The organism is Pseudoalteromonas sp. NZS127_1 (assembly GCF_015864295.1).
GTDB lineage: Bacteria > Pseudomonadota > Gammaproteobacteria > Enterobacterales > Alteromonadaceae > Pseudoalteromonas > Pseudoalteromonas arctica.
Window position 1 is genome coordinate 1 of record NZ_JADYXO010000003.1, and the last position, 26299, is coordinate 26299.

General features: G+C 39.7%; 33 protein-coding genes. 15 read left to right on the plus strand and 18 right to left on the minus strand.

From position 1 onward, the window contains the following. Positions 1–344: 344 nt before the first annotated feature. From I6F50_RS04335 to I6F50_RS04395, 13 genes are all read right to left on the minus strand, one after another. Positions 345–896 carry a protein disulfide oxidoreductase gene (locus tag I6F50_RS04335; protein ID WP_165721143.1) on the minus strand — a complete coding sequence of 184 codons (552 nt, stop codon included), beginning with the start codon at positions 894–896 and terminating at the stop codon, positions 345–347. 56 nt (positions 897–952) lie between these two features. Next, entirely contained in the window at positions 953–2311 is a 1359-nt protein-coding gene (mgtE, locus tag I6F50_RS04340; RefSeq protein WP_010554268.1) for a magnesium transporter, read from the minus strand. Positions 2312–2441: 130 nt separating this feature from the next. Further along, positions 2442–2714 carry an HPr family phosphocarrier protein gene (locus I6F50_RS04345; RefSeq protein WP_002957937.1) on the minus strand — a complete coding sequence of 91 codons (273 nt, stop codon included), beginning with the start codon at positions 2712–2714 and terminating at the stop codon, positions 2442–2444. A 42-nt stretch (positions 2715–2756) separates the two neighbouring features. Continuing rightward, entirely contained in the window at positions 2757–3602 is an 846-nt protein-coding gene (gene rapZ / locus I6F50_RS04350) for an RNase adapter RapZ (protein ID WP_010554269.1), read from the minus strand. A gap of 18 nt (positions 3603–3620) precedes the next feature. After that, a complete protein-coding gene (ptsN, locus tag I6F50_RS04355) occupies positions 3621–4073 on the minus strand; it encodes a PTS IIA-like nitrogen regulatory protein PtsN (RefSeq protein WP_024590190.1) in 453 nt (150 codons plus the stop codon). A 4-nt stretch (positions 4074–4077) separates the two neighbouring features. Next, on the minus strand, positions 4078–4365 hold the full coding sequence (gene hpf / locus I6F50_RS04360; protein ID WP_007580301.1) for a ribosome hibernation promoting factor: 288 nt from the start codon (positions 4363–4365) through the stop codon (positions 4078–4080). A 26-nt stretch (positions 4366–4391) separates the two neighbouring features. Beyond that, entirely contained in the window at positions 4392–5891 is a 1500-nt protein-coding gene (locus I6F50_RS04365; RefSeq protein ID WP_007580303.1) for an RNA polymerase factor sigma-54, read from the minus strand. 69 nt (positions 5892–5960) lie between these two features. Next, positions 5961–6686 (minus strand): LPS export ABC transporter ATP-binding protein, encoded by a 726-nt coding sequence (gene lptB, locus I6F50_RS04370; protein ID WP_007580304.1) that lies wholly within the window; start codon positions 6684–6686, stop codon positions 5961–5963. Then, positions 6683–7228 (minus strand): lipopolysaccharide transport periplasmic protein LptA, encoded by a 546-nt coding sequence (gene lptA, locus I6F50_RS04375; protein ID WP_024590191.1) that lies wholly within the window; start codon positions 7226–7228, stop codon positions 6683–6685. Before lptA ends, lptB begins: the two co-directional genes overlap by 4 nt. Continuing rightward, entirely contained in the window at positions 7218–7772 is a 555-nt protein-coding gene (lptC, locus tag I6F50_RS04380) for an LPS export ABC transporter periplasmic protein LptC (RefSeq protein WP_007580308.1), read from the minus strand. Before lptC ends, lptA begins: the two co-directional genes overlap by 11 nt. Continuing rightward, positions 7769–8320 carry a 3-deoxy-manno-octulosonate-8-phosphatase KdsC gene (kdsC, locus tag I6F50_RS04385; RefSeq protein ID WP_007580311.1) on the minus strand — a complete coding sequence of 184 codons (552 nt, stop codon included), beginning with the start codon at positions 8318–8320 and terminating at the stop codon, positions 7769–7771. The genes lptC and kdsC overlap by 4 nt, the downstream gene beginning before the upstream one ends. Then, the gene (locus tag I6F50_RS04390; protein WP_024607452.1) at positions 8321–9292 is read right to left on the minus strand and encodes a KpsF/GutQ family sugar-phosphate isomerase; all 972 of its coding nucleotides are present in this window, start codon (positions 9290–9292) and stop codon (positions 8321–8323) included. Positions 9293–9295: 3 nt separating this feature from the next. Then, positions 9296–10264: a calcium/sodium antiporter gene (locus tag I6F50_RS04395; protein WP_024607453.1), complete on the minus strand. Its 969-nt coding sequence runs from the start codon at positions 10262–10264 to the stop codon at positions 9296–9298. Between the two features lie 255 nt (positions 10265–10519). Between I6F50_RS04395 and I6F50_RS04400 the strand changes: the two genes are divergently transcribed. From I6F50_RS04400 to murA, 7 genes are read left to right on the plus strand one after another with little or no spacing between them, the layout of a single operon-like run. Then, positions 10520–11335 carry an ATP-binding cassette domain-containing protein gene (locus tag I6F50_RS04400; protein ID WP_165727701.1) on the plus strand — a complete coding sequence of 272 codons (816 nt, stop codon included), beginning with the start codon at positions 10520–10522 and terminating at the stop codon, positions 11333–11335. Continuing rightward, positions 11335–12114 carry a lipid asymmetry maintenance ABC transporter permease subunit MlaE gene (gene mlaE, locus I6F50_RS04405; protein WP_002957949.1) on the plus strand — a complete coding sequence of 260 codons (780 nt, stop codon included), beginning with the start codon at positions 11335–11337 and terminating at the stop codon, positions 12112–12114. Before I6F50_RS04400 ends, mlaE begins: the two co-directional genes overlap by 1 nt. 13 nt (positions 12115–12127) lie before the next feature. After that, the gene (gene mlaD / locus I6F50_RS04410) at positions 12128–12676 is read left to right on the plus strand and encodes an outer membrane lipid asymmetry maintenance protein MlaD (RefSeq protein ID WP_197175381.1); all 549 of its coding nucleotides are present in this window, start codon (positions 12128–12130) and stop codon (positions 12674–12676) included. Positions 12677–12681: 5 nt separating this feature from the next. Next, on the plus strand, positions 12682–13362 hold the full coding sequence (locus I6F50_RS04415; RefSeq protein WP_165739997.1) for a phospholipid-binding protein MlaC: 681 nt from the start codon (positions 12682–12684) through the stop codon (positions 13360–13362). Next, positions 13355–13648 carry a lipid asymmetry maintenance protein MlaB gene (locus tag I6F50_RS04420; protein ID WP_010554274.1) on the plus strand — a complete coding sequence of 98 codons (294 nt, stop codon included), beginning with the start codon at positions 13355–13357 and terminating at the stop codon, positions 13646–13648. The genes I6F50_RS04415 and I6F50_RS04420 overlap by 8 nt, the downstream gene beginning before the upstream one ends. 5 nt (positions 13649–13653) lie before the next feature. Beyond that, complete coding sequence (locus I6F50_RS04425) at positions 13654–13911, plus strand: BolA family protein (RefSeq protein ID WP_002957953.1); 258 nt, start codon at positions 13654–13656, stop codon at positions 13909–13911. Positions 13912–13924: 13 nt separating this feature from the next. Then, positions 13925–15184, plus strand: a complete 1260-nt coding sequence (gene murA / locus I6F50_RS04430; protein WP_165727693.1) for a UDP-N-acetylglucosamine 1-carboxyvinyltransferase — start codon at positions 13925–13927, stop codon at positions 15182–15184. A 100-nt stretch (positions 15185–15284) separates the two neighbouring features. On the opposite strand, the gene I6F50_RS04435 is transcribed toward murA, so the two are convergent. From I6F50_RS04435 to I6F50_RS04445, 3 genes are all read right to left on the minus strand, one after another. Beyond that, a complete protein-coding gene (locus I6F50_RS04435) occupies positions 15285–16367 on the minus strand; it encodes a trypsin-like peptidase domain-containing protein (RefSeq protein WP_165727692.1) in 1083 nt (360 codons plus the stop codon). 102 nt (positions 16368–16469) lie between these two features. Then, on the minus strand, positions 16470–17822 hold the full coding sequence (locus I6F50_RS04440; RefSeq protein WP_010554276.1) for a Do family serine endopeptidase: 1353 nt from the start codon (positions 17820–17822) through the stop codon (positions 16470–16472). Positions 17823–17953: 131 nt separating this feature from the next. Next, positions 17954–18397, minus strand: coding sequence for a YhcB family protein (locus tag I6F50_RS04445; protein WP_007580324.1), 444 nt, complete (start codon positions 18395–18397; stop codon positions 17954–17956). Positions 18398–18531: 134 nt separating this feature from the next. Between I6F50_RS04445 and zapE the strand changes: the two genes are divergently transcribed. The 8 genes from zapE (at position 18532) to I6F50_RS04485 (ending at position 25061) form a co-directional block, all read left to right on the plus strand. Further along, the gene (gene zapE / locus I6F50_RS04450) at positions 18532–19620 is read left to right on the plus strand and encodes a cell division protein ZapE (RefSeq protein ID WP_010554277.1); all 1089 of its coding nucleotides are present in this window, start codon (positions 18532–18534) and stop codon (positions 19618–19620) included. 285 nt (positions 19621–19905) lie between these two features. After that, positions 19906–20334 (plus strand): 50S ribosomal protein L13, encoded by a 429-nt coding sequence (gene rplM / locus I6F50_RS04455; RefSeq protein WP_007378318.1) that lies wholly within the window; start codon positions 19906–19908, stop codon positions 20332–20334. Positions 20335–20342: 8 nt separating this feature from the next. Next, positions 20343–20735: a 30S ribosomal protein S9 gene (gene rpsI, locus I6F50_RS04460; RefSeq protein ID WP_024590200.1), complete on the plus strand. Its 393-nt coding sequence runs from the start codon at positions 20343–20345 to the stop codon at positions 20733–20735. 580 nt (positions 20736–21315) lie between these two features. Continuing rightward, entirely contained in the window at positions 21316–21906 is a 591-nt protein-coding gene (gene petA / locus I6F50_RS04465; protein WP_007580333.1) for a ubiquinol-cytochrome c reductase iron-sulfur subunit, read from the plus strand. Continuing rightward, positions 21906–23171 carry a cytochrome b N-terminal domain-containing protein gene (locus tag I6F50_RS04470; RefSeq protein WP_007580335.1) on the plus strand — a complete coding sequence of 422 codons (1266 nt, stop codon included), beginning with the start codon at positions 21906–21908 and terminating at the stop codon, positions 23169–23171. Before petA ends, I6F50_RS04470 begins: the two co-directional genes overlap by 1 nt. Further along, entirely contained in the window at positions 23168–23917 is a 750-nt protein-coding gene (locus I6F50_RS04475; RefSeq protein ID WP_007580337.1) for a cytochrome c1, read from the plus strand. Before I6F50_RS04470 ends, I6F50_RS04475 begins: the two co-directional genes overlap by 4 nt. 80 nt (positions 23918–23997) lie before the next feature. Continuing rightward, positions 23998–24624, plus strand: coding sequence for a stringent starvation protein SspA (gene sspA, locus I6F50_RS04480; protein ID WP_165741632.1), 627 nt, complete (start codon positions 23998–24000; stop codon positions 24622–24624). Then, on the plus strand, positions 24624–25061 hold the full coding sequence (locus I6F50_RS04485) for a ClpXP protease specificity-enhancing factor (RefSeq protein WP_197175382.1): 438 nt from the start codon (positions 24624–24626) through the stop codon (positions 25059–25061). The genes sspA and I6F50_RS04485 overlap by 1 nt, the downstream gene beginning before the upstream one ends. Before the next feature lie 58 nt (positions 25062–25119). On the opposite strand, the gene dolP is transcribed toward I6F50_RS04485, so the two are convergent. Together dolP and I6F50_RS04495 are read right to left on the minus strand one after the other, a co-directional pair. Next, a complete protein-coding gene (dolP, locus tag I6F50_RS04490) occupies positions 25120–25686 on the minus strand; it encodes a division/outer membrane stress-associated lipid-binding lipoprotein (RefSeq protein WP_166419365.1) in 567 nt (188 codons plus the stop codon). Beyond that, positions 25679–26272, minus strand: coding sequence for an SIS domain-containing protein (locus I6F50_RS04495; protein ID WP_002957968.1), 594 nt, complete (start codon positions 26270–26272; stop codon positions 25679–25681). The genes dolP and I6F50_RS04495 overlap by 8 nt, the downstream gene beginning before the upstream one ends. Between the last annotated feature and the right edge of the window lie 27 nt (positions 26273–26299).

Genomic DNA, 26299 nt, shown 5'->3' on the forward strand with positions numbered 1-26299 from the left:
TAGGCGATAACGCAGCATAAATACCAAACATGCGCTGCCCTTTGGGTTCTTTCTAGGGACGATTAACTCTTTGTTGCTCGGTTTTTACTTAGCCCACTAGGTTACAAACCTCGCGCCGCGATTTAATCGCCCCTAGATTGAACAAATTTCAATCCACAAAGATCAACACGCCCTAGTAGATTAGTTTAATTACGCTAAGGGTTTTTAAACCCTTTTCATGCGTAAATTAAGTAAACCTTGCTCTTTATTGGCTATATTATTGTAGGTAATAAAGAGCGAGCTTTTAGAAACCCCTCTTGAGATAGCACGTATTTAGTGCCTATATACTTGCAGTTAGTTTTTTCTTAAAACGTTGATGATAACCACAAACGTAATTTTAGTGACCATAACGGCTGAATGCCTGTTAGCCCTTGCGTCATTTTATTATCTTTTAAGATTATATAAGATGGCGTGACTTGCCCTTGCCAATCGGCAAATATCTCACCGTGTTGATCGTTGACAGTGGTAAAACTGTAGCCATGATCATTTAGATACTCATGTAGTTTTTGATCCGAGCCTGATTTTATTGCGATACTCACGACAGGGTAGTTATTCTCGTTTGCGAGTTCGTTTATGGCAGGGGAGGTAATACTACAAATAGGGCACCAAGTTCCCCAAAAATAGACAAGTGTTGGTTTATCTTGGCTCATTGCTGACAAATCAATGTTTTGCCCTTTATAATCTATTAATTGTAATTGAGGATTTGCTGGCATAACAGGTTGTCGCCACCAATTGACAGCGTTATAAATTACGAAAAATATGAAACCATATATCAACACACTTTTTAATATTGATAGGCCTTTTTGTTTTGGCGTTTTTTTAGGTGTGTCTTTTTTATTTTTGGTACCCGTTGTCATAGTTGCAGCTTTACCCTAAGTGTTTTTTACTTTAGTTATTTGCAAAAGTTTCTAACTTAAACCAGCAACCAAGTAGCAGTACCTAAAAAGGCGAATATACCCACAATATCTGTCACCGTGGTTAGCACCACACTCCCTGCAAGTGCTGGGTCTATATTCATTCTTTTAAGAATAATAGGGATACTCGCACCAGCAACACCTGCCACCACTAAGTTCATAAACATAGCGAAGGCGAGTACGCCACCAAGCATAAAGTCCCACTGCCATAGGGCAATAACACCTGCTATTAACAACGACCACAAAACACCGTTTAACGCGCCAATAGCAAGCTCTTTCATCATCAAGAAACGTTGGTTTGTTTGATTTATATGACCTACCGCAATACCACGAATAACAAGCGTTAATGATTGGCTACCTGCAACACCGCCCATAGAAGGGACAATACCGTTAAGTACAGCTAAAATAGGTAAAACATCTAAAGTGCCTTCAAAAAAGCTAGCTACAAAAGCAGCTGCAAGTGCAGTTAGTAAGTTGACACCTAACCAAACTGAGCGTTTTTTAGAGCTTTTTAGTACTGGCGCAAAGGTATCTTCTTCATCATCAAGGCCGGCTAAGCCCAATAAACTATGCTCAGCATCTTCGCGGATTACGTCAACGATGTCATCGATAGTGACACGGCCAAGGAGCTGATCGTTATCATCGACTACGGGGGCCGATATCCAATTATGACGTTCAAATAATTGCGCGACTTCACTTTCATCCATTGAGATTGGAATGGATTCACAATCTTCATCCATTAAATCGCGAACAATCTTTTCTGGCGGGTTAGTTAATAATGTACTCAGCGATAAAGCGCCTATAAAGCAGTTATGCTTATCAACAACGTACAAGTCATCGGTACCTTCTGGTAACTCGCCACGTAGCCTAATATACCTAAGTACAACATCAAGCGTAACGTCAGGGCGAATGGTCACCGTATCGGTGTTCATTAGCGCGCCAGCAGAACGCTCTTGATACGAAAGTGCTTGTGTTGCACGTTCACGGTCTTGAATGTCCATCGCGCTAACAACGTCTTTATAAACGGTGTCCGGCAGACTACGTAATACTTCACCTAAGTCATCGTGGCCCATATCTTCTGTTGCGGCTGCAATGTGCTTAGGTTCCATTTGGGCAATAATGCCTAAACGAACATCTTCTGATAGTTCTTCAAGAACATCGCCTTGCACATCAGGATCAACCAACTGCCAAAGGAGTCGGCGAATTTTATGCGGTGATGATTCTAATAATAATGCGGTATCACAAGGAGCTGTTTTTGCGAGCATGCGCCTAACTTGAACAAATTGACCACTATTGAGTGACTTAGTCACCTGTTTTAGTTGCTGTAGTGGGTAATCTTGTTCAAAAGCTTCAGGCATTGGCGTCCTTTATAAATTTTTATATTATTTTATGGGGAGAGGTGAGTTAACTGGCGTCACTAACCGTATTTATTTTATATATCTGTTTTAGTTGGGGCATTAGTAATGCGAGCATTATTTTTATAACTGTTTATTCTTGTTCATTAAAACGTTGTGCTATTAATTCTCCAACAGCATGTAAAGCTTGCTCAGAATCGGGGCCTTTGCATACAACTTTTACTTCTTTGCCTTGGCTACTTTCAAGTAACATTAGTGCAAGTACGCTATCGCCTGCGGCTTCTTTGTCATCTTGAAATAATGTAATTGTCGCATCAAACTGCACTGCCAATTGGGCAAGCACGGTGGCTGCTCTGGCGTGCAATCCTAATTTGTTTTTTATTAAAAAAGTGTCTTCACAATGCATAACTTACTCTACTTAAGCTGAACAGGTGATTATTCAGCTATATTATTTTTCTTGTTCGCGATGGCGAATTTTCACATTGGGATGTGTCATTGCAAAACTTTCACCGATAGTTTGCGCTAAATATACAGAGCGGTGTTGCCCGCCTGTACACCCAATGGCAATGGTTAAATAACTGCGGTTATTTCGCTCTAAGTGCGGTAACCACGTTTGTACAAATGTTTGAATTTGCCATGTGAATTTTTGCACTATGCTGTGATTGGCCAAATAATCTTTAACAGGTTGATCTAACCCATTTAAAGGTTTTAATTCAGGTTCCCAATGTGGATTGGGTAAAAAGCGTGCATCAAATACGTAATCTGCTTCTTTTGGTATACCGTATTTAAAACCAAACGATTCAAACGTGACAATCAGTTGCTTATCTTTTTTACCTAAAATCTTTTCACGAATAGATTCAGCAAGTTGATGAACGCTTAAATCAGTTGTATCTATCATAAAGTCGGCGCGGGTGATTAATACATCAAGTAATTCTTTTTCTTTTTTGATGGCTAAATCAAGAGGCAACGAGTCAATTGATAGTGGGTGTAATCTACGAGTTTCAGAAAAACGTTTGATCAATGTTTGATCGTCGCTATCTAAATAAAATAACGTAGGTTTTGCAAAGCCAGGCAAGTATTCAAGAATATCGTTAAATTCATCTTGTTGTTTAGGGATGTTACGCACATCAATGCTAACAGCAATTTTATCATAGCTATCAGACACACTGCGAACTAATGAAGGAAGCAAGTTAACTGGAATATTATCTACGCAATAATAACCTAAATCTTCTACAACGCGTAAAGCAACCGACTTTCCAGAACCAGAACGGCCGCTTATGATAATTAACTCCATTTAACACCCTTTATAAAACTATGATTGATTGACAATAACTTGGTAAAGCTCAGTATCTGATTTTGCACTGCGTAACTGTTTACAAAAATCTTTGTTGTTTAGTTTATCAGCAATGGTTGCTAGAGTCTTTAAGTGCTGCTGGTTATCGCCATCTGGTACGATGAGTGCGACGAAAATATCAACAGGGCGATTATCGATCGCATCAAAATTTATTGGAGTTTCGCTAACGAGTACTAAAGCCAAAGGCTCTTCTGCACCGCTCATTCTTCCATGAGGAATGGCAATGCCACGCCCTATACCTGTACTACCCAATTTTTCTCTGCTCATTAAAGCATTAAGAATATCTTGTTGCGGTAAATACGGAAGTTTGTCGTGAGCAAGTTCGCTAATGAACTCTAAAATTCTTTTTTTGCTATTAAAAAGGACCGCAGCTTTGCTGCAGTCCTGGCATATAAGTGAGCTTAATTTCATCATATTAGTGTCGAGCAAGCTTCTCTTTGTGTTTAATTACTTGTCGATCGAGCTTGTCGATCAACGAGTCAATGGCGGCATACATATCTTGATGTTCTGTAGAGGCAAATAGCTCAGCACCGCTTACGTGTATGGTGGCTTCTGCTTTTTGATTTAATTTTTCTACATCGAGAATGACATGAACATTATTAATATGATCAGAGTGTCTTTCTAGCTTCGCAAATTTGGTATTAATATAGTCTCTTAGTGAATCGGTTAATTCTACGTGACGACCAGTTAAGTTTAGTTGCATAAGCATTACCCTCTTTTTTTTGCGTCTTAAATCAAACTTTTACGCTGATTTGACGGTGGAATAGCCAGAGATTCGCGGTATTTTGCGATTGTACGTCTCGCTACTTTAATTCCTTGCTCAGCCAATATATCCGCTATTTTGCTATCACTCAATGGTTTTGCTGAGTTTTCTGCTGCGATTAATTTTCGGATAAGCGCACGGATTGCTGTAGATGAACATTCACCACCGTTTTCGGTGCTTACATGGCTTGAGAAAAAATATTTAAGCTCAAATATACCACGGGGTGTGTGCATATACTTTTGGGTTGTTACGCGCGAAATTGTTGATTCGTGCATTTCTACCATTTCAGCAACATCATTTAAAACCATTGGTTTCATGGCTTCAGGACCGTGTTCAAAAAAGCCTTGTTGTTGCTTAACAATACAATTTGTCACTTTTAATAGCGTGTCGTTTCTACTTTCTAAGCTTTTAATAAACCATTTAGCTTCTTGTAAATGCGAGCGAATAAACTGGCTGTCACCACTGGATTTTACAGTGCGAGACATTGCCGCGTATTGGCTATTAACACGAATTTTAGGCATGCTGTCTGGGTTTAACTCAACAACCCAGCGGCCTTTAATTTTTTTAACTGACACATCAGGAATAACATACTCAGATTCTTCTCTTACAATAGTATCTGCAGGTTTAGGGCTAAGAGTATGTATTAATGTCATTACTTCCTTAAGCTCTTCTTCTTTGAGCTTAGTTTTCTTCATTAATGTACGATAGTCACGAGCAGCTAATAAATCAATATGCTCGGTTAAAATCATTTTTGTTTCATTAATGTAAGGTGTTTCTTTATCAAACTGGTTAAGCTGAATACACAAACACTCTTGTAAACTACGTGCAGCAATACCAACAGGATCAAACAGTTGGATGCGTTTTAATACAGCTTCAATTTCATCAAGTTCGACTTCGTTATCATCTTCGTTTTCTTGATTAAAGCTTTCTAAAATCTCTTCGCAGCTTAGTGTTAAAATACCTGAATCATCGACGGCTTCTACAATAGCAATAGCAATAGCTTCGTCTGTAGGGCTAAATGGCGTTAGTTGTAACTGCCACATTAAATACTCATGGAGCGTTTCAGTAGAGGCGCCTTGGTATATTGATTCGTCTTCAGGCATCGGACCCGATGATGCTGCTGGGGCGGCACTCATGTACTCATCCCAACTAACATCCATAGCCATGTCGTCACTTAGCGTGTCTTTTGCAAGTGCTTCACCACTATCTTGTTCGTATTCGCTTGGAGCATCATCGGCAGATGCGCTAACAGTTATGTCATCTGTATCTGCTTTTTGCTCGTTTTTACCTGCAGCGTCTTCTGAATAGTCTGCTTCTTCAACCTCTAATAGCGGGTTGCTGTCGAGAGCTTCTTGTATTTCTTGCTGGAGATCCAATGTACTGAGTTGCAACAAACGAATAGCTTGTTGCAGCTGTGGAGTCATTGTAAGTTGCTGGCCCATGCGCAGCTGTAGTGATTGCCTCATGTATCTCTAACAATCCTTTTATGTTGTTATAATTAATACTAGCAGATGCTTAAAGACATGGCGTAAATGTTACAGCCTAAATTGCTCGCCTAAGTAAACATCGCGTACTGTTTTATCATTTAATACGTGTTCTGGAGTACCTGATGCAATCAGCTCCCCATGAGAAACAATGTAGGCTTTTTCACAAACATCAAGGGTTTCTCTTACGTTATGATCGGTAATTAATACACCAATCCCACGATTTTTAAGATGTTCTATTATTTTCTTTATGTCTAATACCGAAATCGGGTCAACACCTGCAAATGGTTCATCCAGTAATATAAATTTAGGATCTGCTGCCAGCGCACGTGCTATTTCAACACGACGACGTTCGCCACCCGACAATGCCATACCTTGGCTATCACGAATGTGTTGTATGCTAAATTCATCTAATAATTTATCGAGAGTGTCTTCTCTAGCTTGTTTATTTAACTCTTTGCGCGTTTCTAAAATGGCCATTAAGTTTTGATAAACAGTCAGCTTTCTGAATATTGAAGACTCTTGCGGTAAGTAGCCAATGCCTAATCTAGCACGACTATGCATAGGTAAAAGAGTAATATCGTTATCGTCTATCGATATTTTACCTTTGTCGCTAGGTACAAGTCCTACTATCATATAAAACGTGGTAGTTTTACCTGCGCCGTTAGGGCCAAGTAAGCCAACAATACTGCCAGCTTTGACTTCAAGGCCGACGTTTTTTACAACTTCACGGCCTTTATAGCTCTTTGCTAATAGCTCTGCTTTTAATGTGCTCATGGTTGACCTTTGTCGCTTTTTTTACTTTTTTTAGTCTCGATTGGTACTAAAATTGTGTGAACGCGGTCAGTTGAGTTTTCATCTTTTTCGGCACTGATTAGCTGCTGCTCTATATCGTAGGTAATGCTTTTAGCATTTATTTTTTGTCCCGCTTGCGATACTTGTGCATTACCAACAAGCGTTAAAAAACGCTTAGATACATCATAACGTACTTCGTCAGCACTGGCGCTCATAGTCGTGCCATCTGATTGCTTTTCTTCAAAGTGCGCAGGGCTACCTGTAGCAATTAATAATTGTTTATTATCGCCAAGTTCATCGCGTTTATGTACTTCTAAGCGGTCGGCTGTGATACGGCGGTTACCGTGAATAATTTCAACGTTTTTCTCAAAAATCCCGACATTAGCTTTTAATTGACCTTCTTGCTTATCGGCGCTTATTGAAATTTGATTTGCAGCCGGTTGCGTGTTTTGCTCTGCAGCACTACTATTAAACGCTAGTATAAGTGTAGGAATAATAAGTGATTTTAATATTTTATTGGTCATAATATATGGTTCGCGTATGGTTAATTAGTTTTATCACTTCGGTTTTTAAGTCGGCTTCTAGGCCTTTACCAGTGATTTTTAAATTGGGTCCAGTGATGATAACGGGTTGCTCCGAACGCATTGTTAATAGCTTTATATCTACCTGAATATTATCAGCATTGATTTTGTCTATCATGGCGTTATCGGTTAAGTTTTTGGCAACCACATTGCCTTCTAAAATTAATTGTTTGTCTTCGTATAATGTTGCTTCGTCTGCATTTATTTGCCACGTTTGCTTTTCGTTATATAAAGTAAAAATAGGTTTTTCAAAAAACGTAAAACCTAATTGTTGATATAGCTCCATTTTAGCCGCAGTGACTTTGTGGCTAATTTTACCTTGTTCGTCATAGGCTGTTTGTTTGAGTTCTATGGCTATGTAATCAGGCTTGGCAATAACTTCAGGCTCAGTCTGAGGCACAATATTTGTTTGTGTAAAATAAGGGTACCAAAGCCAAACCATACAGCTAATGAATAAAACGCTTAATATTATGCGCGCTGCATTCATGAACTAGTGCCTTGTGTAGTCAATGCTTTACCATTTTCAAGCATAAGTAAGTCGGTGAGCTCTCTTACTGCACCAAAGCCGCCAGGCATTTGCGTTACATAGTGTGATAAACGTTTAATAAGTGGATGGGCATCATTTACTGCAACAGCAAAGCCGACTAATTCCATAACGGGCATGTCAGGACCATCATCACCGATATAAGCAATTTGTTCATCGCTAAGGTTGAGTTTGTCTTTTAGCTCTTGATAGGCAATGAGCTTATTTTCTTGGCCTTGATAAATATGCTGTACGGTTAAGCTGCTCATACGTTGTTGCACTATTTGTGAATGACGACCAGTAATTACAGCCACTTCAAAGCCACTGTTTATAAGCGCTTTAATGCCAAAACCATCTTTTGTATTAAATGCTTTTAGCTCTTCACCTTGATTACCAAGGTAAATACGGCCATCAGAAAATACACCATCAATATCGCATATAAGTAGTTTTACTTTTTTAGCGCGTGCTTTTGCATCATCGCTCAGCGGTTGATAGAGTTCTTCAAATTGCATTTATAATACTCCTGCTTTTAATAGGTCTTGCATGTTTAATGCGCCAATAGGTTGGTTTTTCTCATTGACGACGATTAAGCCATTTATACGTTTGTGTTCCATAATATTAAGCGCTTCAGCAGCCAAAATATCTTGCGTAGCCGTAGTGCATGACTTAGTCATAACAACATCTATTTGTGTTGTATGAATATCAATTCTTTGCTCTAAAATACGACGCAAATCGCCATCGGTAAATAATCCCACGAGCTGCTGATTTTCATCAACAATGGCTGTCATACCTAAACCTTTAGCAGACATTTCAATGAGGGCGTCTTTAACTGTTTGTGAAACGCTAATAATAGGTGTATTTGCGCCGCTGTGCATAACATCTTTTAAAGTAAGTAATAAACGCTTGCCTAAACTACCACCTGGGTGAGATAGCGCGAAGTCATCAGCTGTAAACCCGCGAGCTTCTAATAATGCAACTGCCATGGCATCGCCCATCGCAAGCGTTGCAGTGGTACTTGATGTAGGAGCTAGACCCAATGAACAGGCTTCTTTTTCTACTTTAATGCACACATGCACATTAGCAAGGGTCGCCATGGTTGATTGCGTATTGCCAGTCATCGATATCATTTTGGCACCAAGTCGTTTTAAAACAGGAATGATATTTAAAACTTCGCTGGTCTCACCTGAATTAGAAATAAGCATAACCACGTCATTTTTAGTGATCATACCTAAATCACCATGACTTGCTTCACCAGGGTGAACAAAAAATGCAGGACTGCCAGTGCTTGCAAGGGTTGCTGCTATTTTATTGCCAATATGACCTGATTTACCCATACCAATGACAATAATACGGCCTTCACAGTCGTACATTAATTGGCATGCGTTATGAAAATTCTCATCTACATATTGTGCAATATCACTAAGTGCTTGGCGCTCAACATCTAAAACGCGAAGGCCTTGTTCAATAAAATTTAGCGTTGCCATCATTTACCCTACTTGACTAAAAATATACCCTTGGTAACCCAAAAACGCTATTAGCAATAAGCCGCCTTCTACTCTATTGATACGTTGGGTGCCTCTAAAGTTCAATGACATAATAATAAGAGCAAGTGTTGCGCCAATCATAATTAATACGTCTCGGCTTACTAATGATGGATCAATGGCTGAAGGGTTAATAATACCGGCAAGTGGTAATACCGCTAGAATATTAAATATGTTTGAGCCAACAATATTACCTAGTGCTAAATCATCTTCATTTTTAAGTACACCTGCAACCGAAGCGGCAAGTTCAGGCAAACTAGTACCGATGGCAATAATTGTTAAGCCAATGACTAAGTCGCTTAAGCCGAAGTATTTAGCAATATCGACAGCCGAACCTATTAAAAAATGAGAGCTAACAGGTAGGAGTATCATGCCGACAACTAACCAAAATACCGCTTTTTTCGTAGGTACATCGTTAGGGACGTCGTCGCAGGCTTCTGAGACAAATGGGTCATCTTGGTTTTTTGCACGCATAGATACAATAATTAACCCACCGATGAATACGATAAAGCCAACCAAAAGTGCAACACCTTCATTAAATGAAAAGTAGTTATCTGAGAACACATACCAAGTAGCTAAAGATACGAGCATCACTAATGGCATTTCACGTTTTAATGTACTTGATGAAACTGAAAGAGGGCGAAATAAAGCTGTGATACCTAACACAAGTAAAATGTTTGTAATATTAGAACCAACAGCATTACCAACTGCTGTGTCGGTTTTATTAGCCAAAGCGGCAGAGGCTGAAACCATCATTTCGGGTGCTGAAGAGCCCATAGCTACCACGGTTAAACCAACAATAAGTGTAGGTACACCAAAGTTTTTAGCAAGAGCCGCAGCGCCATAAACAAACCTGTCTGCACTCCAAACAAGAGCTGCAAAACCAAGAATTAAAATAACAAACGAGGTAACCATTGTGTTAAGCCAGTTATACAAAATACGGATGGCGCGAATAGTAACAAAAGCCAAGATGAAAGTATAAATAAAAGAGTAAGGTCAACTACGTAACAATGCTGCTTTTAAACAGCTAATTTAAAAATTTAAGCCGGGGTTAAGCTGTTTTGAGCGAGTCTTATAATCCTTTTCATGGGTGTATTACAAAATCTTACGAATTGTTTTTTCCATCTTTGACAAAAAAGCTTTAAAATAGGTGCACTAGTGAACATTTTTATGGAGAGCGACTTGTCGCAATCAATAGTAGAAGTCAAGGATGTTAGCTTTTCGAGAGGCAATAGAATCATATATAAAAATATGAGTTTTAGCGTTCCTAAAGGTAAAATTACTGCGATCATGGGGCCAAGCGGAATTGGCAAAACCACTATGTTGCGTTTAATTGGTGGTCAGCTTAAACCAGATTCAGGTGATATTTTATTTGAAGGTGGCAGCATTCCTAAAATGTCTCGTAAAGAGTTATACGAAGCACGTACTAAAATGAGCATGCTTTTTCAAAGTGGTGCGCTGTTTACTGATATGTCGGTATTTGACAATATTGCGTTTCCTATAAGAGAGCACACAAAGCTAAGTGAAGACCTTATTCGATTAGTTGTATTAATGAAATTGCAAGCGGTTGGGCTACGTGGCGCTAAAGATTTAATGCCCTCTGAGTTATCGGGCGGTATGGCAAGACGTGCTGCACTTGCGCGCGCTATAGCACTTGATCCAGAGCTAATCATGTACGATGAACCATTTGCAGGACAAGACCCTATTTCGATGGGCGTATTGGTTAAGCTAATTAAGTCGCTTAACGAAGTATTGGGTTTATCGTCTTTAATTGTGACACACGATGTGACAGAGGTAATGAGTATTGCTGATCACGTTATAATTATCGCCGATCAAGGGGTAATTGGTTGTGGTACTCCTGATGAAATGCGCAATCATGAATCTCCTTTAGTTCAACAGTTTTTAAAAGGCTTGTCGGATGGTCCAGTACCATTTCATTTTCCGGCTCAAGCTTATGCAGATGAACTGCTTGGAGAAAAAGCATAATGTTGGATTTATTTCAAAAGCTAGGGCATAAAACGCTAGGACGTTTTGCGGCTCTTGGCCGTTCGGCTTATATGCTATTTAGTGCGCTTGCGCATGTTCCTAATTTTAAAAAAGGCACACCGTTACTTGTTCGCCAACTTTATATGGTCGGTTCGCAATCGTTGCTGATTATTATGGTGTCGGGTTTGTTTATCGGCATGGTGTTGGCTCTACAAGGTTACACCGTATTAGTTGGTTATGGCGCTGAGGATAGTTTAGGGCCGTTAGTGGCACTGAGTTTATTGCGAGAACTGGGCCCGGTTGTTACTGCATTACTATTTGCAGGACGCGCAGGTAGCGCATTGACTGCTGAAATTGGCTTAATGAAAGCAACAGAGCAACTTTCATCACTTGAGATGATGGCAATCGATCCGCTAAAACGTATTATTGCACCGCGCTTTTGGGCGGGTTTTATAAGCATGCCATTGCTTGCATTGATATTTTCAGCCGTAGCAATCATAGGCGCTCATTTAGTGGGTGTAGATTGGCTGGGGGTTGATACAGGTAGTTTTTGGTCAATCATGCAATCACAAGTGTCGTTTCAGCAAGACATACTAAACGGTATTATTAAGAGTTTTGTATTCGCCATAGTGGTGACCTGGATTGCGCTTTATAAAGGATATGACTGTGTGCCGACCTCAGAAGGGATCAGCAAAGCAACCACCGAAACGGTTGTTCATTCGTCATTAGCAGTTTTAGGTTTTGACTTTATTTTGACAGCGGTAATGTTTACCAGCTAATAGGGTATAGATAATGAATTCACGGAAATTAGAAATTTTAGTTGGTTTTTTTGTAGCACTTGGCATTTTAGCTTTTGCGATGCTTGCACTTAAAGTTGCCAATTCAGGTATTAGTGGCTCTGGCGAAACATATACGCTTAATGCCAAGTTTGAAAACATCGGCTCGTTAAAAGCGCGTGCGCCGGTAAAAGTAGGTGGTGTTGTAATTGGTCGTGTTGAATCAATTTATGTTCACCCACAAGAATTTTTACCAGTCGTTAATATGACCATTGATACACAGTACTTATGTCGTTTTTCAGACACAAGCTCAATTTCTATTTTAACGTCGGGTATTTTAGGTGAGCAGTACTTAGGTATTCACCCTGTAATTTCTCCAGATTCGGCTAAACAACGTTGTTTAGGCGAAACAGTGACTGAAAACAAGCAAGATGAAGCAATTGACGATTTGTTTGGTGTGGAAAGTAAAGCACTAGGTGATGGCGATTCAATTACTGATACTAAGTCTGCCATTGTACTTGAAGAATTAATCGGGCAGTTTTTATTCAACCAAGGTAGTGAGTAATTATTATGTTGAAAAAGTTTTTAGCTATTGTAGCAATTGGCACAATGACGCTAACTCAAAGCGTAAGTGCAGCAGATGTTAAATTGGTTGATCCAAATAAAATGGTACGCCAAGTTGCCGATAATACATTTGCACGTATTAAAAAAGATCAGCCATTAATTGTTAAAAATCAAGAGCATCTTCGCGTAATCGTTGAAGATGAATTAATGCCTTATATCGACTACAAATATGCAGCACTTCGCGTACTAGGTAGTGAAGTATCTAAAGTACGTGCAATTACCGACGAAGCTGAAAAAGCCAAAGCAATTAAAGAAATTCAACGCTTTATTGGTGTTTTTAGAGAGTACTTAGTTGCTACTTATGCAGGTGTATTCACTCAATATACAAACCAAAAAGTTGAGTTTGGTGCAGAACAAGCATTTAAAGGCAAAGATGTCGTTGTCGTTAAAACTAAAATTATTGAAGATGGTAAACCTGATATCAGAATCGATTTTAAAGTACGCGAAGACCGTGACGGTGAATGGCGCGCGTACGATATGATTGCTGAAGGTATTAGTTTACTAGATGCAAAACAAAGTGAGCTACAAGGTATTTTGCGTCAGCAAGGTATTGATAATGTAAGTAACCTTTTAGAGCAAAAGAGTCAGCTACCAGTTCAGTTTAGAGGCAGTAACTCGAATGACTAAATTGGCAATAAGCCAAGTTGATGGACAACATTTTCGAGTAAACGGTGAGCTTACTCGAAATTCAATTGGCGATGAACAGCTTCTGAACAACAAGCTATTAACCAAGCATAAAATCATCTATTTCGACCTAAGTGGTGTATCTAGGGTTGACACAGCGGGCTTAGCTTGGTTAATTCACTCTTTTGCAGAATTAAAGCAGCAAGGCATTCGCCTTGAATTGCAAAACCTACCTGAGCAATTGCAAAATTTAATGCAACTGGGTCAGGTTACAACCCTATTTGAGTGAGAGTTATGGAAACTAGCCAAGTCGAAACATTATTACGCGAAGAACTTCAATTAGCTGAAGTACATGTAAAAGCCAATGGTAGTCATTATGAAGTTGTTGCAGTAGGTGAATGCTTTGACGGTTTAAGCCGAGTTAAAAAGCAGCAGCTAGTTTATGGCCCATTAATGAATACAATTTCAGATGGCACAATTCACGCAGTATCTATTCGTGCATTTACTCCTGTAGAGTGGAAGCGTGAACAAAAATTTATTTTACCGCAATAAATAGGGCCTCTTAATGGATCAATTTGTAATTCAAGGTGGTACTTCACTTGCTGGTGAAGTGACTATTTCTGGCGCTAAAAATGCCGCACTTCCTATTTTGTTTGCTTCATTATTAGCTGATGGAAAAAGTACATTTACTAATGTACCGCGCCTTCGCGATATAGTGACCACTGAAGCCTTATTAAAAACTCTAGGCGCTGATGTTAATTGGCACGGCGATACGCTAGTGATTGACGGCGCAACGGTTAATAAGACATTAGCGCCATACGACTTAGTTAAGCAAATGCGTGCCTCTGTACTTGCATTAGGCCCTTTAGTTGCTCGTTTTGGTGAAGCTCAAGTGTCTTTACCTGGTGGGTGTGCTATTGGTGCTCGCCCTGTTGATATTCATATTCAGGGTTTGGAGCGCATGGGCGCGGTAATTAACGTTGAAAATGGTTATATTAATGCCAAGGTAAACGGTCGCTTAAAAGGCGCTGAAATCTTTATGGAAATGGTAAGCGTAGGCGCTACCGAAAATCTATTGATGGCAGCTGCCCTCGCTGATGGTAAAACCATACTTGATAACGCTGCACGCGAGCCCGAAATAATTGATTTAGCTAACTGCTTAATTGCTATGGGCGCTAAAATTACGGGTGCAGGCACTAGCCGCATTGAAGTTGAAGGCGTTGAGCGTTTAGCAGGATGCGAGCACAGCATTTTACCAGATAGAATAGAAACAGGTACGTTTTTAGTCGCTGCAGCAATGGCAGGCGGTGAAGTACTTTGCAAAAACACTGACTTTCATTCTCTTGAGCCTGTGATTGAAAAGCTACGTGCAACAAATGCACACTTAGAAGTACATAACGACAGTATTTATCTTGATATGCGCGGCCGAGAACTGAGAGCCGTGAATATTAAAACAGCTCCACACCCAGGTTTTCCTACGGATATGCAAGCTCAGTTTACAGCATTAAATGTAGTAGCAAATGGTAGTGCAACGATTACGGAAACGATTTTTGAAAACCGTTTTATGCATGTACCTGAGTTGCAGCGTATGGGCGCTAATATTCGTTTAGAAGGGCATACCGCAATTTGTGGTGAGACTGAGAGCCTAACGGGCGCGCAAGTGATGGCAACCGACCTACGCGCTTCAGCTAGCTTAATCTTAACAGGTATAGTGGCACAGGGTGAAACGGTTGTTGACCGTATTTATCACGTTGATAGAGGTTATCAGCGCATTGAAGATAAGCTAAGTGCGTTGGGTGCAAATATTAAACGTCGAAGTAGTTAAGTAGATATTTAACTAGCTAAGCTATTTTAAAAAGGTCGGATACGCAAATTGCTATCCGACCTTTTTATTGACGATTTATGAAAGTTGGTATTATTTTTTATTAAAGCTTTGTTTCAAGCTCTGCGACAGTCACCATAATCTTTTCTATTTTACCATTCCGGTAAAGCTCAAATTCTATTTCTTTACCTGGTTCTGTATTACCTATTTCTTCCAGCACTTTTTGTGGATTTGCTACCGAAAGACCTGCAATTTTAATAACAATATCTTGCTCTTCAATACCCGCTTGCCATGCTGGTCCCAAAGGGTCTAAATTAGTAATACGCATGCCAGTAACTGGGGTCAGACTGTCGTTTACTTCCTTGCCGGTACTATCTACTGCTGTGCCTTCAAAGCCTAAATAGCCGCGCACAACGCGACCATGACGAATGAGCTTACCCATTACTTTTTTAGCAAGTGAGTAAGGAACCGCAAAGAATATTCCTTGAATATTCAAGTTCTCACGCGTTTTAAACTGCGCAGAAGTAATGCCGACTAAATCACCATTGGAGTTAACTAATGCGCCGCCAGAGTTGCCCACATTAATAGCCGCATCCATTTGCAATAAGTTATTGTACGGACTGTCTGTAATTTTTTGCTTACCCGTTGCGCTAATAATGCCTTGCGTGATTGTTTGGCCTAAATTAAGCGGGTTACCTATGGCAAGTACAACATCGCCTACACTGGATACATAGCTATCATTTACAGGAATTACCGGAAGGTGATCTGCATTTATTTTAAGTAAGGCTAAATCAGTAATAGTATCAAAACCAATTAGCTGTACATCAAAAAAGCGTCTGCCATCGGTTAGAATAACCATAATTTGATCTGCATTATTAACAACATGGTAGTTGGTAAGAATGTAACCGTCTTGCGACATGATGACGCCAGAGCCTAGCTCTTGTACCGTGTTTTTTCTTTTATAACGAGGTTCTTTGGAGATACTTTCTGAAAAAATAGTAACCACAGAAGGAGCTGCTCGTTTAACTGCATCAGAAAAACTCAGGTGACTCGAACTCATTGCGCTTGGTAGGGGAACATTTGGAAGTAAAGCCGCTCGCATATTAGGGCTGAAAAAAACCACTAAAAAAGCAATACTTAGGCCTGCAAATAAAGGGGGAAGAATAAATTTTATTAGTTTCAGCACGATTTTCTTATTATGTAAGTGAGCAATCTCTTTATGATGACATAAAAAAAATAACAGCGGCAAGTGCCACTGTTATTTTTATTACATTAATAGTGCTATTTATTACTGAATTAAAATAAATATAGACTCACGACCACGTTGCACGCCAAGTACTATATTACCTTTTGTACTGTCGATGATTTTATTCATGTCGCGAATTGTTTCTACTCGTTGACGATTCACTTGCATAATAATATCGCCTTCTTCAAGGCCAACACGGGCAGAAGGTGAACGAGGATCTACAGAAGTAACCTCAACACCTTTATTACTGTTTTTTTGTACATTTTCAAGTGTCGCACCTTGGAATGCAGGATGGAGTTCTTCACCGGTCGCTGTAACACCTGATGCACCATCAAGAGTTACTTTCACTGTTTTAATTTTACCATCGCGGTAAATGCCAAGTTTTATCTCACGGCCTTCACCTAGCGTAGCAATTTTGCTGCGTAGTTCATGAAAGCCACTAATGTCGCCACCGTTTATGCTAACAATAACGTCACCAGCTTCAATTCCTGCCTTACTTGCGGCAGTGTCGTCCATTACTTGCATTACATAAGCACCTTGTTTGACATCAAGTTGCTGTGCTTTTGCAAGTCCTGCATCAAGTGGGCGACCAGAAATGCCTAACGAGCCTCGACGTACTTCACCATGTTCAATAATTTGATCGACTAGATTTTTCATCATATTAGATGGAATCGCAAAACCAATGCCCACGTTGCCGCCAGAAGCACCTAAAATAGCGGTATTAATACCAATCAACTCACCATTGAGGTTAACTAAGGCACCGCCAGAATTACCTTGGTTAATAGCTGCGTCGGTTTGAATGAAATCTTCGTAGCCCTCAATGTTTAAACCACTTCGACCAAGGGCACTAACAATACCTGATGTAACTGTGTGGCTAAGGCCAAATGGGTTACCAATCGCAACCGCAAAGTCGCCCACTCGTAAATTATCTGAGTTGGCGAGTTTGATTTCAGTTAAGTCATCAGCGTCTATTTGTAAAAGAGCGATGTCTGATTCTGTGTCAGTACCAATTTTAGTTGCTTCAAATTCACGGCCATCTTCGAGAGTAACTACCATTTTTTCGGCGTCTTGGATTACGTGGTTATTAGTCACTACATAGCCCTCATCAGCATCGATAATGACCCCAGAACCTAATCCACTAAATTGGCGTTTTTGACTGCGAGGCTGCTGTTGTCCAAAAAAGTATTCGAGTGGATCTGCACGGCGGCGTACTTCTTTAGAGCCTGAAACTTGGATACTTACAACACCAGGAGATATTTTCTCTAGCATGGGGGCAAGAGTGGGTAATTGTTGACCATTTACTGCAATTGGCATTTTTGCATAAGACGCTACAGGGCTCATTAATAAGCTTGTAGATAAAATAGCTGCGCTGATAAGTGATAATTTCATTTTCATAGTCAGGGGTAACTCCACTTAAGATAAAGCAAAAACAAAAAGGGCTACTTTAAAAGCAGCCCTTTTTGGTTTATTAAGATAAAACAACAAAGCTGTTATATCTAAAGACTATGGGGTCTAAAAAAAGTTCATCAAGATACTTTAGAATGTTCTGAAACTTTATTTTGACCAGCAAATAAACCAGATTCACCCGATACATAATCAGCTGGTTGCGCTGCGGCTGAAGAACGATCTGAACGACGTTCTTTTAAAGACGCTTGTAGTTGTTCTGTTGTTTCTTTAGAAAAATAAGGTTCTGCTGGTGCTTTATTTCTATCTTCTAAAAGAAGTTGGTTTGTTTCTTCAACGTGACTAAGCAGTTGATCATAGTTTTCTTTCATTTTATTTACGAGCTTGCCAGTATTCGCTAAATGATCAGCTACATCTTGACGATACTGCTCTAACGCATTTTCAGCTTGCTCTGCCTGCTCTTTTAATTCATCTTGTTTGAATTGTTTTTTAGTAACAAATGCGCCAATAAAAAATGCTACAACAGCAGCAATAACAATTAAACCTACCCACATAACTGTGCCCATAAAAACTACCCCTTTGGGAAAATAACTAACGAATGCCGATTCAATTATAAATCATACTAAGTGTAATATACCCCGAGTTATGATGCGTGTTAATATGCTTTGCAAATTAAACTGTGTTTTAACTGTAAATAGATATGACTCCTTGGCAAACATACCAACAAGACTTAAAGCGAGATGACTTTGTACACGACGCAGCACAAGAAAATGCTGTGCGCCATTTACAACGTCTATACGATGACCTAACTCAGGCAAAGCCAAAACAAAAAGGTTTTTTTGCTAAGTTATTTAGTAAAGATGAACCTGCGCCTATAAAAGGTTTGTACTTTTGGGGTGGAGTAGGGCGTGGTAAAACTTATTTAGTTGACACTTTTTACGAATCACTACCGGGCACACGTAAAATGCGCGTGCACTTTCATCGATTTATGCACCGAGTGCATAATGAGCTTAAAAAACTAAACAATACGGCTAATCCATTAGAAAAAATAGCTGACACTTTCAAAGCAGAAACAGACATAATTTGTTTTGATGAGTTTTTTGTTCAAGACATTACCGATGCTATGTTGCTAGGTGGCTTAATGGAAGCGCTATTTGCACGGGGTATAGTACTTGTTGCTACATCTAATATAGTGCCTGATGAGCTTTACAGAAATGGCTTGCAGCGTGCCCGCTTTGTCCCTGCTATAGAACTGGTTAAGCTCAATACAGAAATAGTTAATGTAGACTCAGGTATTGATTATCGGTTGCGTACCTTAGAGCAAGCCGAAATTTTTCATAGTCCGTTAGATAAAGAAGCGGATAAAAACCTATTTGAATACTTCGATAAGCTATCGTCAGAGCCTGGACAATTAGATGAGCCGATAGAGATAGAAGGTCGTTTAATCAAAACGCGAAAAGTAGCCAAATGCGTGGTGATGTTTGAGTTTAGTGAATTGTGCGAAACAGCGCGTAGTCAGGTTGATTACATGGAGATTAGTCGCTTATATAATACGGTGATTATTTCTAACGTAAAACAGCTTGGGCAAACTAATGATGATGCCGCTAGACGCTTTATTGCTTTAGTGGATGAATTTTACGAGCGCCATGTAACTTTAATTATATCGGCTGAAAAACCTATTACCGAACTTTATACCCAAGGTAATTTAAACTTTGAATTTAAGCGCTGTATAAGCCGTTTGCAAGAAATGCAGTCTCTAGAGTATTTAGCTAGAGAGCATTTGGTTTAAATTAGTAGGTAAAAGTGTAATAGGTTAGCCATTAAAAGTAAGAGGTGCATATATAGTACTTCTTATTTCTAAAATTTCTTGTGGAAAAAACAACCGGCGAGTAGCAATGTGTTTTAAGTGCTGGTATACTCCCGCGTCTGCCACGTTGCGTTCTATGCCCTCATATAGTCTAGCCACTTGTGAGCGGCGCAAAAGTCTAAAACTCGAAGGGGTTATAGCAAACTTAGAGCAGTAGTTAATATTAACTACTTGTGGTTTTAATTGAAAAACATTGGATTTTTATAAATGAAAACGTTTGTTGCTAAACCAGAAACAGTAAAACGTGACTGGTACGTAGTTGACGCTGAAGGTAAAACTTTAGGTCGCATCGCTACTGAAATCGCTCATCGCCTACGCGGTAAGCATAAAGTTGAATATACACCGCACGTAGATACTGGTGATTATATCATCGTTATCAACGCTGAAAAAGTTACTGTAACTGGTAACAAATTCAAAAACAAAGTGTACTATTCACACTCTGGTTTTCCAGGTGGTCTTAAGTCTACTACTTTTGATAAACTTCAAGCCGCAAAGCCTGAAATGATCATCGAGAAGGCTGTTAAGGGCATGTTGCCACGTGGTCCTTTAGGCCGCGCTATGTACCGTAAACTTAAAGTTTACACAGGTACTGAGCACAACCATGCTGCACAACAGCCTCAGGTTCTAGACATTTAAGGAGCACCATCATGGCAAATCAATACTACGGTACAGGTCGTCGTAAAAGTTCAAGTGCTCGCGTATTCTTACGCCCAGGCACTGGTAACATCGTAATCAACAAACGCTCTCTAGAAGAGTATTTTGGTCGCGAAACAGCACGCATGGTTGTTCATCAAGCTCTTGAGCTAGTTGATATGACTGAAAAATTTGACCTTTACATCACCGTTTCTGGTGGTGGTACAACTGGTCAAGCTGGTGCTATCCGTCATGGTATCACTCGTGCACTTATGGAGTTTGACGAATCATTACGTTCACAACTTCGTAAAGCAGGTTTTGTTACACGTGATGCACGTAAAGTTGAACGTAAGAAAGTGGGTCTTAAGAAAGCGCGTAAGCGTCCACAGTTCTCAAAACGTTAATCTATACGTTATCAAGAATTCAAAAACCCAGCTTATGCTGGGTTTTTTGTTTTCAAATCAAAATGTTTACATTTGCAACTTAATATAAAGTTATTTATATCGACGGTGATACTGGGTGATTGCAGCAATTAATGATGATCAAATTGATTAATAACTGCGTATTAATCAAACGAAAGTTAAAAAACACTCAGATAGCTGCAAAAAAGTTAAATAATTATCGTAATTAGTTTAAATCCATCAGTTAATTGGTGGAATTTTTTGCTACAATTGGCATTGAAGTAAAATGAGTGAGTTTAACCGCACTATGTACAGTTTTTACTGTTTCCTCTTAGTGGTGTTGATCTTGGTCAGTATATTGTTTTTACAGAAGCGTTATTATAGTCGTTCGGCTTTATTCTCGAGCTTACTTAATCAAGTTTTGATCAAGTTAGTTTTATTCGAGCATAGGGCTTTGAATAACCTTGTTTTAATCAAGGGTTTTAATTATGATCGCTTCTATTTTAAAAATTCGAATAATTAACCTGCTGTAACTGATGTTCTCAATATAGCAAGTGTTGAGAATCATAGTGGAGATAAGTGGATGAGCAATGCGCCTGTAGACAATGGCCGACGTCGCTTTTTAACCATAGCTACCTCTGTTGTAGGTGGTGTTGGTGCGGCTGGGGCTGCTGTTCCTTTTATTGCGTCTTGGAATCCAAGTGAGCGAGCTAAATCTGCGGGTGCGCCTGTAGAAGTAGATATCAGCAAACTTGAGCCTGGACAATTAATACGTGTCGAGTGGCGTGGTAAACCTGTATGGGTTGTATCACGTACCCCAAAAATGCTTGAGCAAATGAAAGAACATGAAGGTCAACTTCGTGATCCGCATTCGCAAGAGCCACAACAATTAGAATCATCAACAAATGATTACCGTTCATTACGCCCAGAGATCTTTTTGGCTGTAGGTATTTGTACGCATTTAGGGTGTTCACCTGGCTTTTTCCAAGGTAACTTTAGTGAAAAAGTTGAAGGAACCGATGATGGCTTCTATTGCCCGTGTCATGGTTCTAAATTTGATATGGCTGGCCGTGTATTTCAATCGGTACCTGCTCCATTAAACTTAGAAATACCACCTTATACTTTTCTTGATGAGACCACTATTTTAGTGGGCGAAGAAAAAGGGGCAGCCTAATGTTTGGTAAGATTATTGGTTGGATAGACGACCGTATCCCAATGACACGTGTTTGGAACATGCATATTGCACAGTATCCAGCACCTAAAAACTTCAACTTCTGGTACTTTTTTGGCTCATTAGCCATGTTGGTACTAGTAAACCAAATCCTAACAGGTATTTGGTTAACGATGAACTTTGTTCCGTCTTCTGAAGGTGCATTCGCTTCAGTAGAATACATCATGCGTGATGTAGAATATGGCTGGTTATTACGTTACTTGCACTCAACCGGTGCATCAGCGTTTTTCATCGTTGTATATATGCATATGTTCCGTGGCATGATCTACGGTTCTTATCAAAAACCACGTGAGTTACTGTGGTTATTTGGTATGTTTATTTTCTTAGCGCTAATGGCTGAAGCATTCATGGGGTATTTATTACCATGGGGGCAAATGTCGTTCTGGGGTGCACAGGTAATCATCTCCTTATTCGGGGCTATTCCGGTTATTGGTGATGACTTAACACTTTGGATCCGTGGTGACTATGTAATATCAGGTGCAACGCTTAACCGCTTCTTTGCATTACATGTAATTGCACTACCACTGGTTATTGTAATCTTAGTTTTCTTACACATTGTTGCTCTACACGAAGTGGGTTCAAATAACCCTGAAGGTATTGAGATTAAACGTAAGAAAGGCTCAGTAGCTGAAGAAGATAAGCCTAAATTTAAATTTCATGAGTATTACACTGACAAGAAAGATATTGTTGATGCGATACCGTTCCACCCTTACTACACAGTTAAAGATATTGTGGGTGTGGTTGGTTTCTTAATATTGTTCTGTTGGGTTGTGTTCTTTATGCCAGCGATGAATGGCTTCTTTTTAGAAGGTCCAAACTTCGAGGCAGCTAACCCACTTAAAACACCTGAGCATATTTTCCCGGTTTGGTACTTTACGCCATTCTATGCAATCTTACGTGCAATCCCTGATAAGTTAATCGGTGTTGCGGCGATGGGTGCATCGATTGTGGTACTTGCGTTACTACCTTGGGTAGACCGTGGTAGAGTTAAATCGGTTCGTTACCGTTGTGGTTTCCATAAATGGAACATTGCAGGTTTTGTTGTAACTTTCGTTCTTCTAGGTTGGGTGGGTGCAACTCCACAAACTGATATGAAAACGATTATTTCTCAAATCTGTACTGTGACTTACTTTATGTTCTTCGTACTGTTGTTTGTATACAGTAAGAACGAAAAAACTAAGCCATTGCCAGAGAGGTTAACGAAATGATGAAGAAGCTTATTATTGGTTTATTTGCTTTATCAGTAAACTTGTTGCCGAACATGGTTATGGCAGCGGGTCCATCGGTTCCTTTAATGGAAGCGAACAACGACCTTACTGATCAACCATCTTTACAACGCGGTGCAAAGTTGTTCATGAACTACTGTCTTGGTTGTCACCAAATGCAGTATCAACGTTATGAACGTACTTTTCGTGATATCGGTATCCCAACAGAGGTTGGTTTAGAGCAGTTGATTTTTGACGGCTCTAAAGTAGGTAGTCATATTACTAACGCGATTACAAAAGACGATGCAGCAAAATGGTTTGGTGCGGCTCCGCCGGATTTAACTCTAATTGCTCGTGTAAAATCACCAGATTATATTTACACGTACTTAAAATCGTTTTATAAAGATGAATCTCGTCCGTTTGGGGTTAACAACATTGTTTTCCCATCGGTAGGTATGCCTCACGTTCTTCAAGAACTACAAGGTTTACCAACACCTATCACTAAAGAAGTACAAGAGCATGGTCACACTGTGACTAAAGTTATTGCTACTGAAACAGATGGTACGGGCGAATTAAGCATAGATGAATACGACCAAGCGGCTCGTGATTTAACAAACTTCCTTGAGTACGTGGGTGAACCTTCACGTCTTGAATCGGAAGCGCTAGGTATTAAGGTAATTGGATTTTTAATCATCCTATTTATCTTGGCATTTATGCTTAAGAAAGAATACTGGAGAGATGTTCATTAAGTTGAACATTTTTAAAGGTAATTTTGCAATAGGGGCTTAAGCCCCTTTTGCTGTTTTAGTTATTTAATGGAGGTATAGGCATGGCCGTAGCTGCCAATAAGCGCCCTGTAATGACCCTTTTTTCTGGTGCTAACTGTATGTATAGCCACCAAGTACGTATTGTACTTGCGGAAAAAGGTGTAAGTGTAGATATTCATTTGGCTGAAAAAGATAATTTGCCAGAAGCACTTCACGAAATTAACCCTTACGGTACAGTGCCAACACTGATTGACCGTGAGCTTGGTTTATACCAGGCAAACATCATCATGGAATACCTTGATGAGCGTTTTCCTCATCCTCCACTAATGCCTGTTTACCCGGTAATGCGTGGTCGTAGCCGCTTAATGATGCATCGTATTGATAAAGATTGGTACAGCCTAGCTGACAAAATCAGTAACAACACATCAGATGCAGCTCAAGCTCGTAAAGAGCTAACAGAAGCATTACTTGCTGTAGCACCTATTTTTAGCGAAGCACCTTACTTTATGAGTGAAGAGTTTAGCTTAGTAGATTGTTATTTAGCTCCACTATTATGGCGTTTACCAGAGTTTGGTATTGAGCTTAATGGTGCAGGTTCTAAAGAACTTAAAGAGTACATGATCCGTTTATTTGAACGTGAGTCATTCCAAGCCTCTTTAACTGAAGCTGAGCGTGAGATCCGTTTATAATGACGCCTAATCGTCCTTATTTATTACGTGCTTTTTTTGATTGGATAGTCGATAACGAGTGTACACCGCATTTAGTGGTAGACGCTGGATTTGCAAATGTACAAGTGCCAACACAATTTGTTCAAGATGGACAAATTGTTTTAAACATAAGTCCATCAGCGGTCACACAGTTTTCGTTAGACTTAACCCAACTTAGCTTCAATGCGCGCTTTGGTGGTCAGCCAATGCAAGTGTATGTACCTCTAGGTGCTGTGCTTGCAATATACGCGCGTGAAAATGGCGAAGGAACAGTCTTTACCGCAGATGAGTTTTTAGAGGACGAAGACGATTTTGTGCCAGAACTTGAAAGTGTTGATTCATCAGCTGAGTTTATTGATGAAACGCCACTAGAAAAGCCTGAGAAGAAAAAAGGCTCACATTTACGCGTTATTAAATAATAAGTAAATGCCAAAAAAAACCGCTTAATAAGCGGTTTTTTTATGTTTGTGTTTAACTTTACATATATTCAAACACTTTAATTACACGCTCTACGCCTGATACATTACGGGCTATATTTACCGCCTGGGTAGATTCAGAGTCAGATACTAAACCCATTAAAAACACTTCAGCGTTTTCTGTAACCACTTTAATATTATTACTGCTAATGTCTTTTGCTGTTAGTAGCTGAGCTTTTACTTTAGAAGTAAGCCAAGAGTCGTGAGTTTGTGTAGTAATGCCAATATTTGAGCCAATACGAATTTGGTTATGTATTTTACGAATGCCTGCAACGCCCTCAATGGTGCGCTGGGCTTCGTTTCTCATTTCTTCATTAGCAACTTGGCCAACAAGTAAAACAATACCATTAACGCTTACAGCGCTTATATTGGCAAACTTTTCAAGACGTTCTACTTCGCTAAGTGCAATACTGGCTTTTATTTCAATATTGTTGTCGTCAATTTGAGAGCCAATGGTACGGCGGTCGTTCGCTGCAGTTACTGCACTGGCTGTACCTGCAACAACAGCGGCTGCGCAACCTTGCAGTAATACAACAGTACCTAAAACAATAAGAGAGCGTTTAAACATAATTTTCATCCTGAGGGAAAAGCGTTAAATCAACCAGTTCGCTTAAACAATGTAAGTTAACTAAATGGGATTCGATAATGCGGCTAGGGCGTTTAGATGGAGATCTAATTTCAACATCATTAGGCCCAAGTAGGCCAACCAACTCGCCACCATCATCACCAACCATCACTATGACCTTCATATCTTTAGTTAGTGCAGCTTCAACGGCCGAAATAACATGTTTTTCGTTACCGTTAATAGCCAGTACCAGCAATAAATCGCCTTGCTGGGCAAAAGCGCGGACTTGACGAGCAAATGTATCGTGATCGTCTACCTGAGTACTTTGTCCAAGGTTAACGTTTTCTTGCGATAGAGCAATTGCAGGTAAGCAGGGGCGTTCGGTTTCATAATGATTAACCAATACACCGGCCATATGCTGTGCGAGCATGTGGCAATTTGCAGTACCGCAGCAAATGAGTTTATTTCCGTTGATCAGACTTTGTGCAATAGTAAATGCAGCTGACTCAAGTGCACTCGGTAGTACTTCACCCGCAGCGATTTGAACTTGAATGCTCTCTGTAAAAATTTCTTTAATTGTATCTTGCATAGCCTACCAATAATTTATCTTTGTATT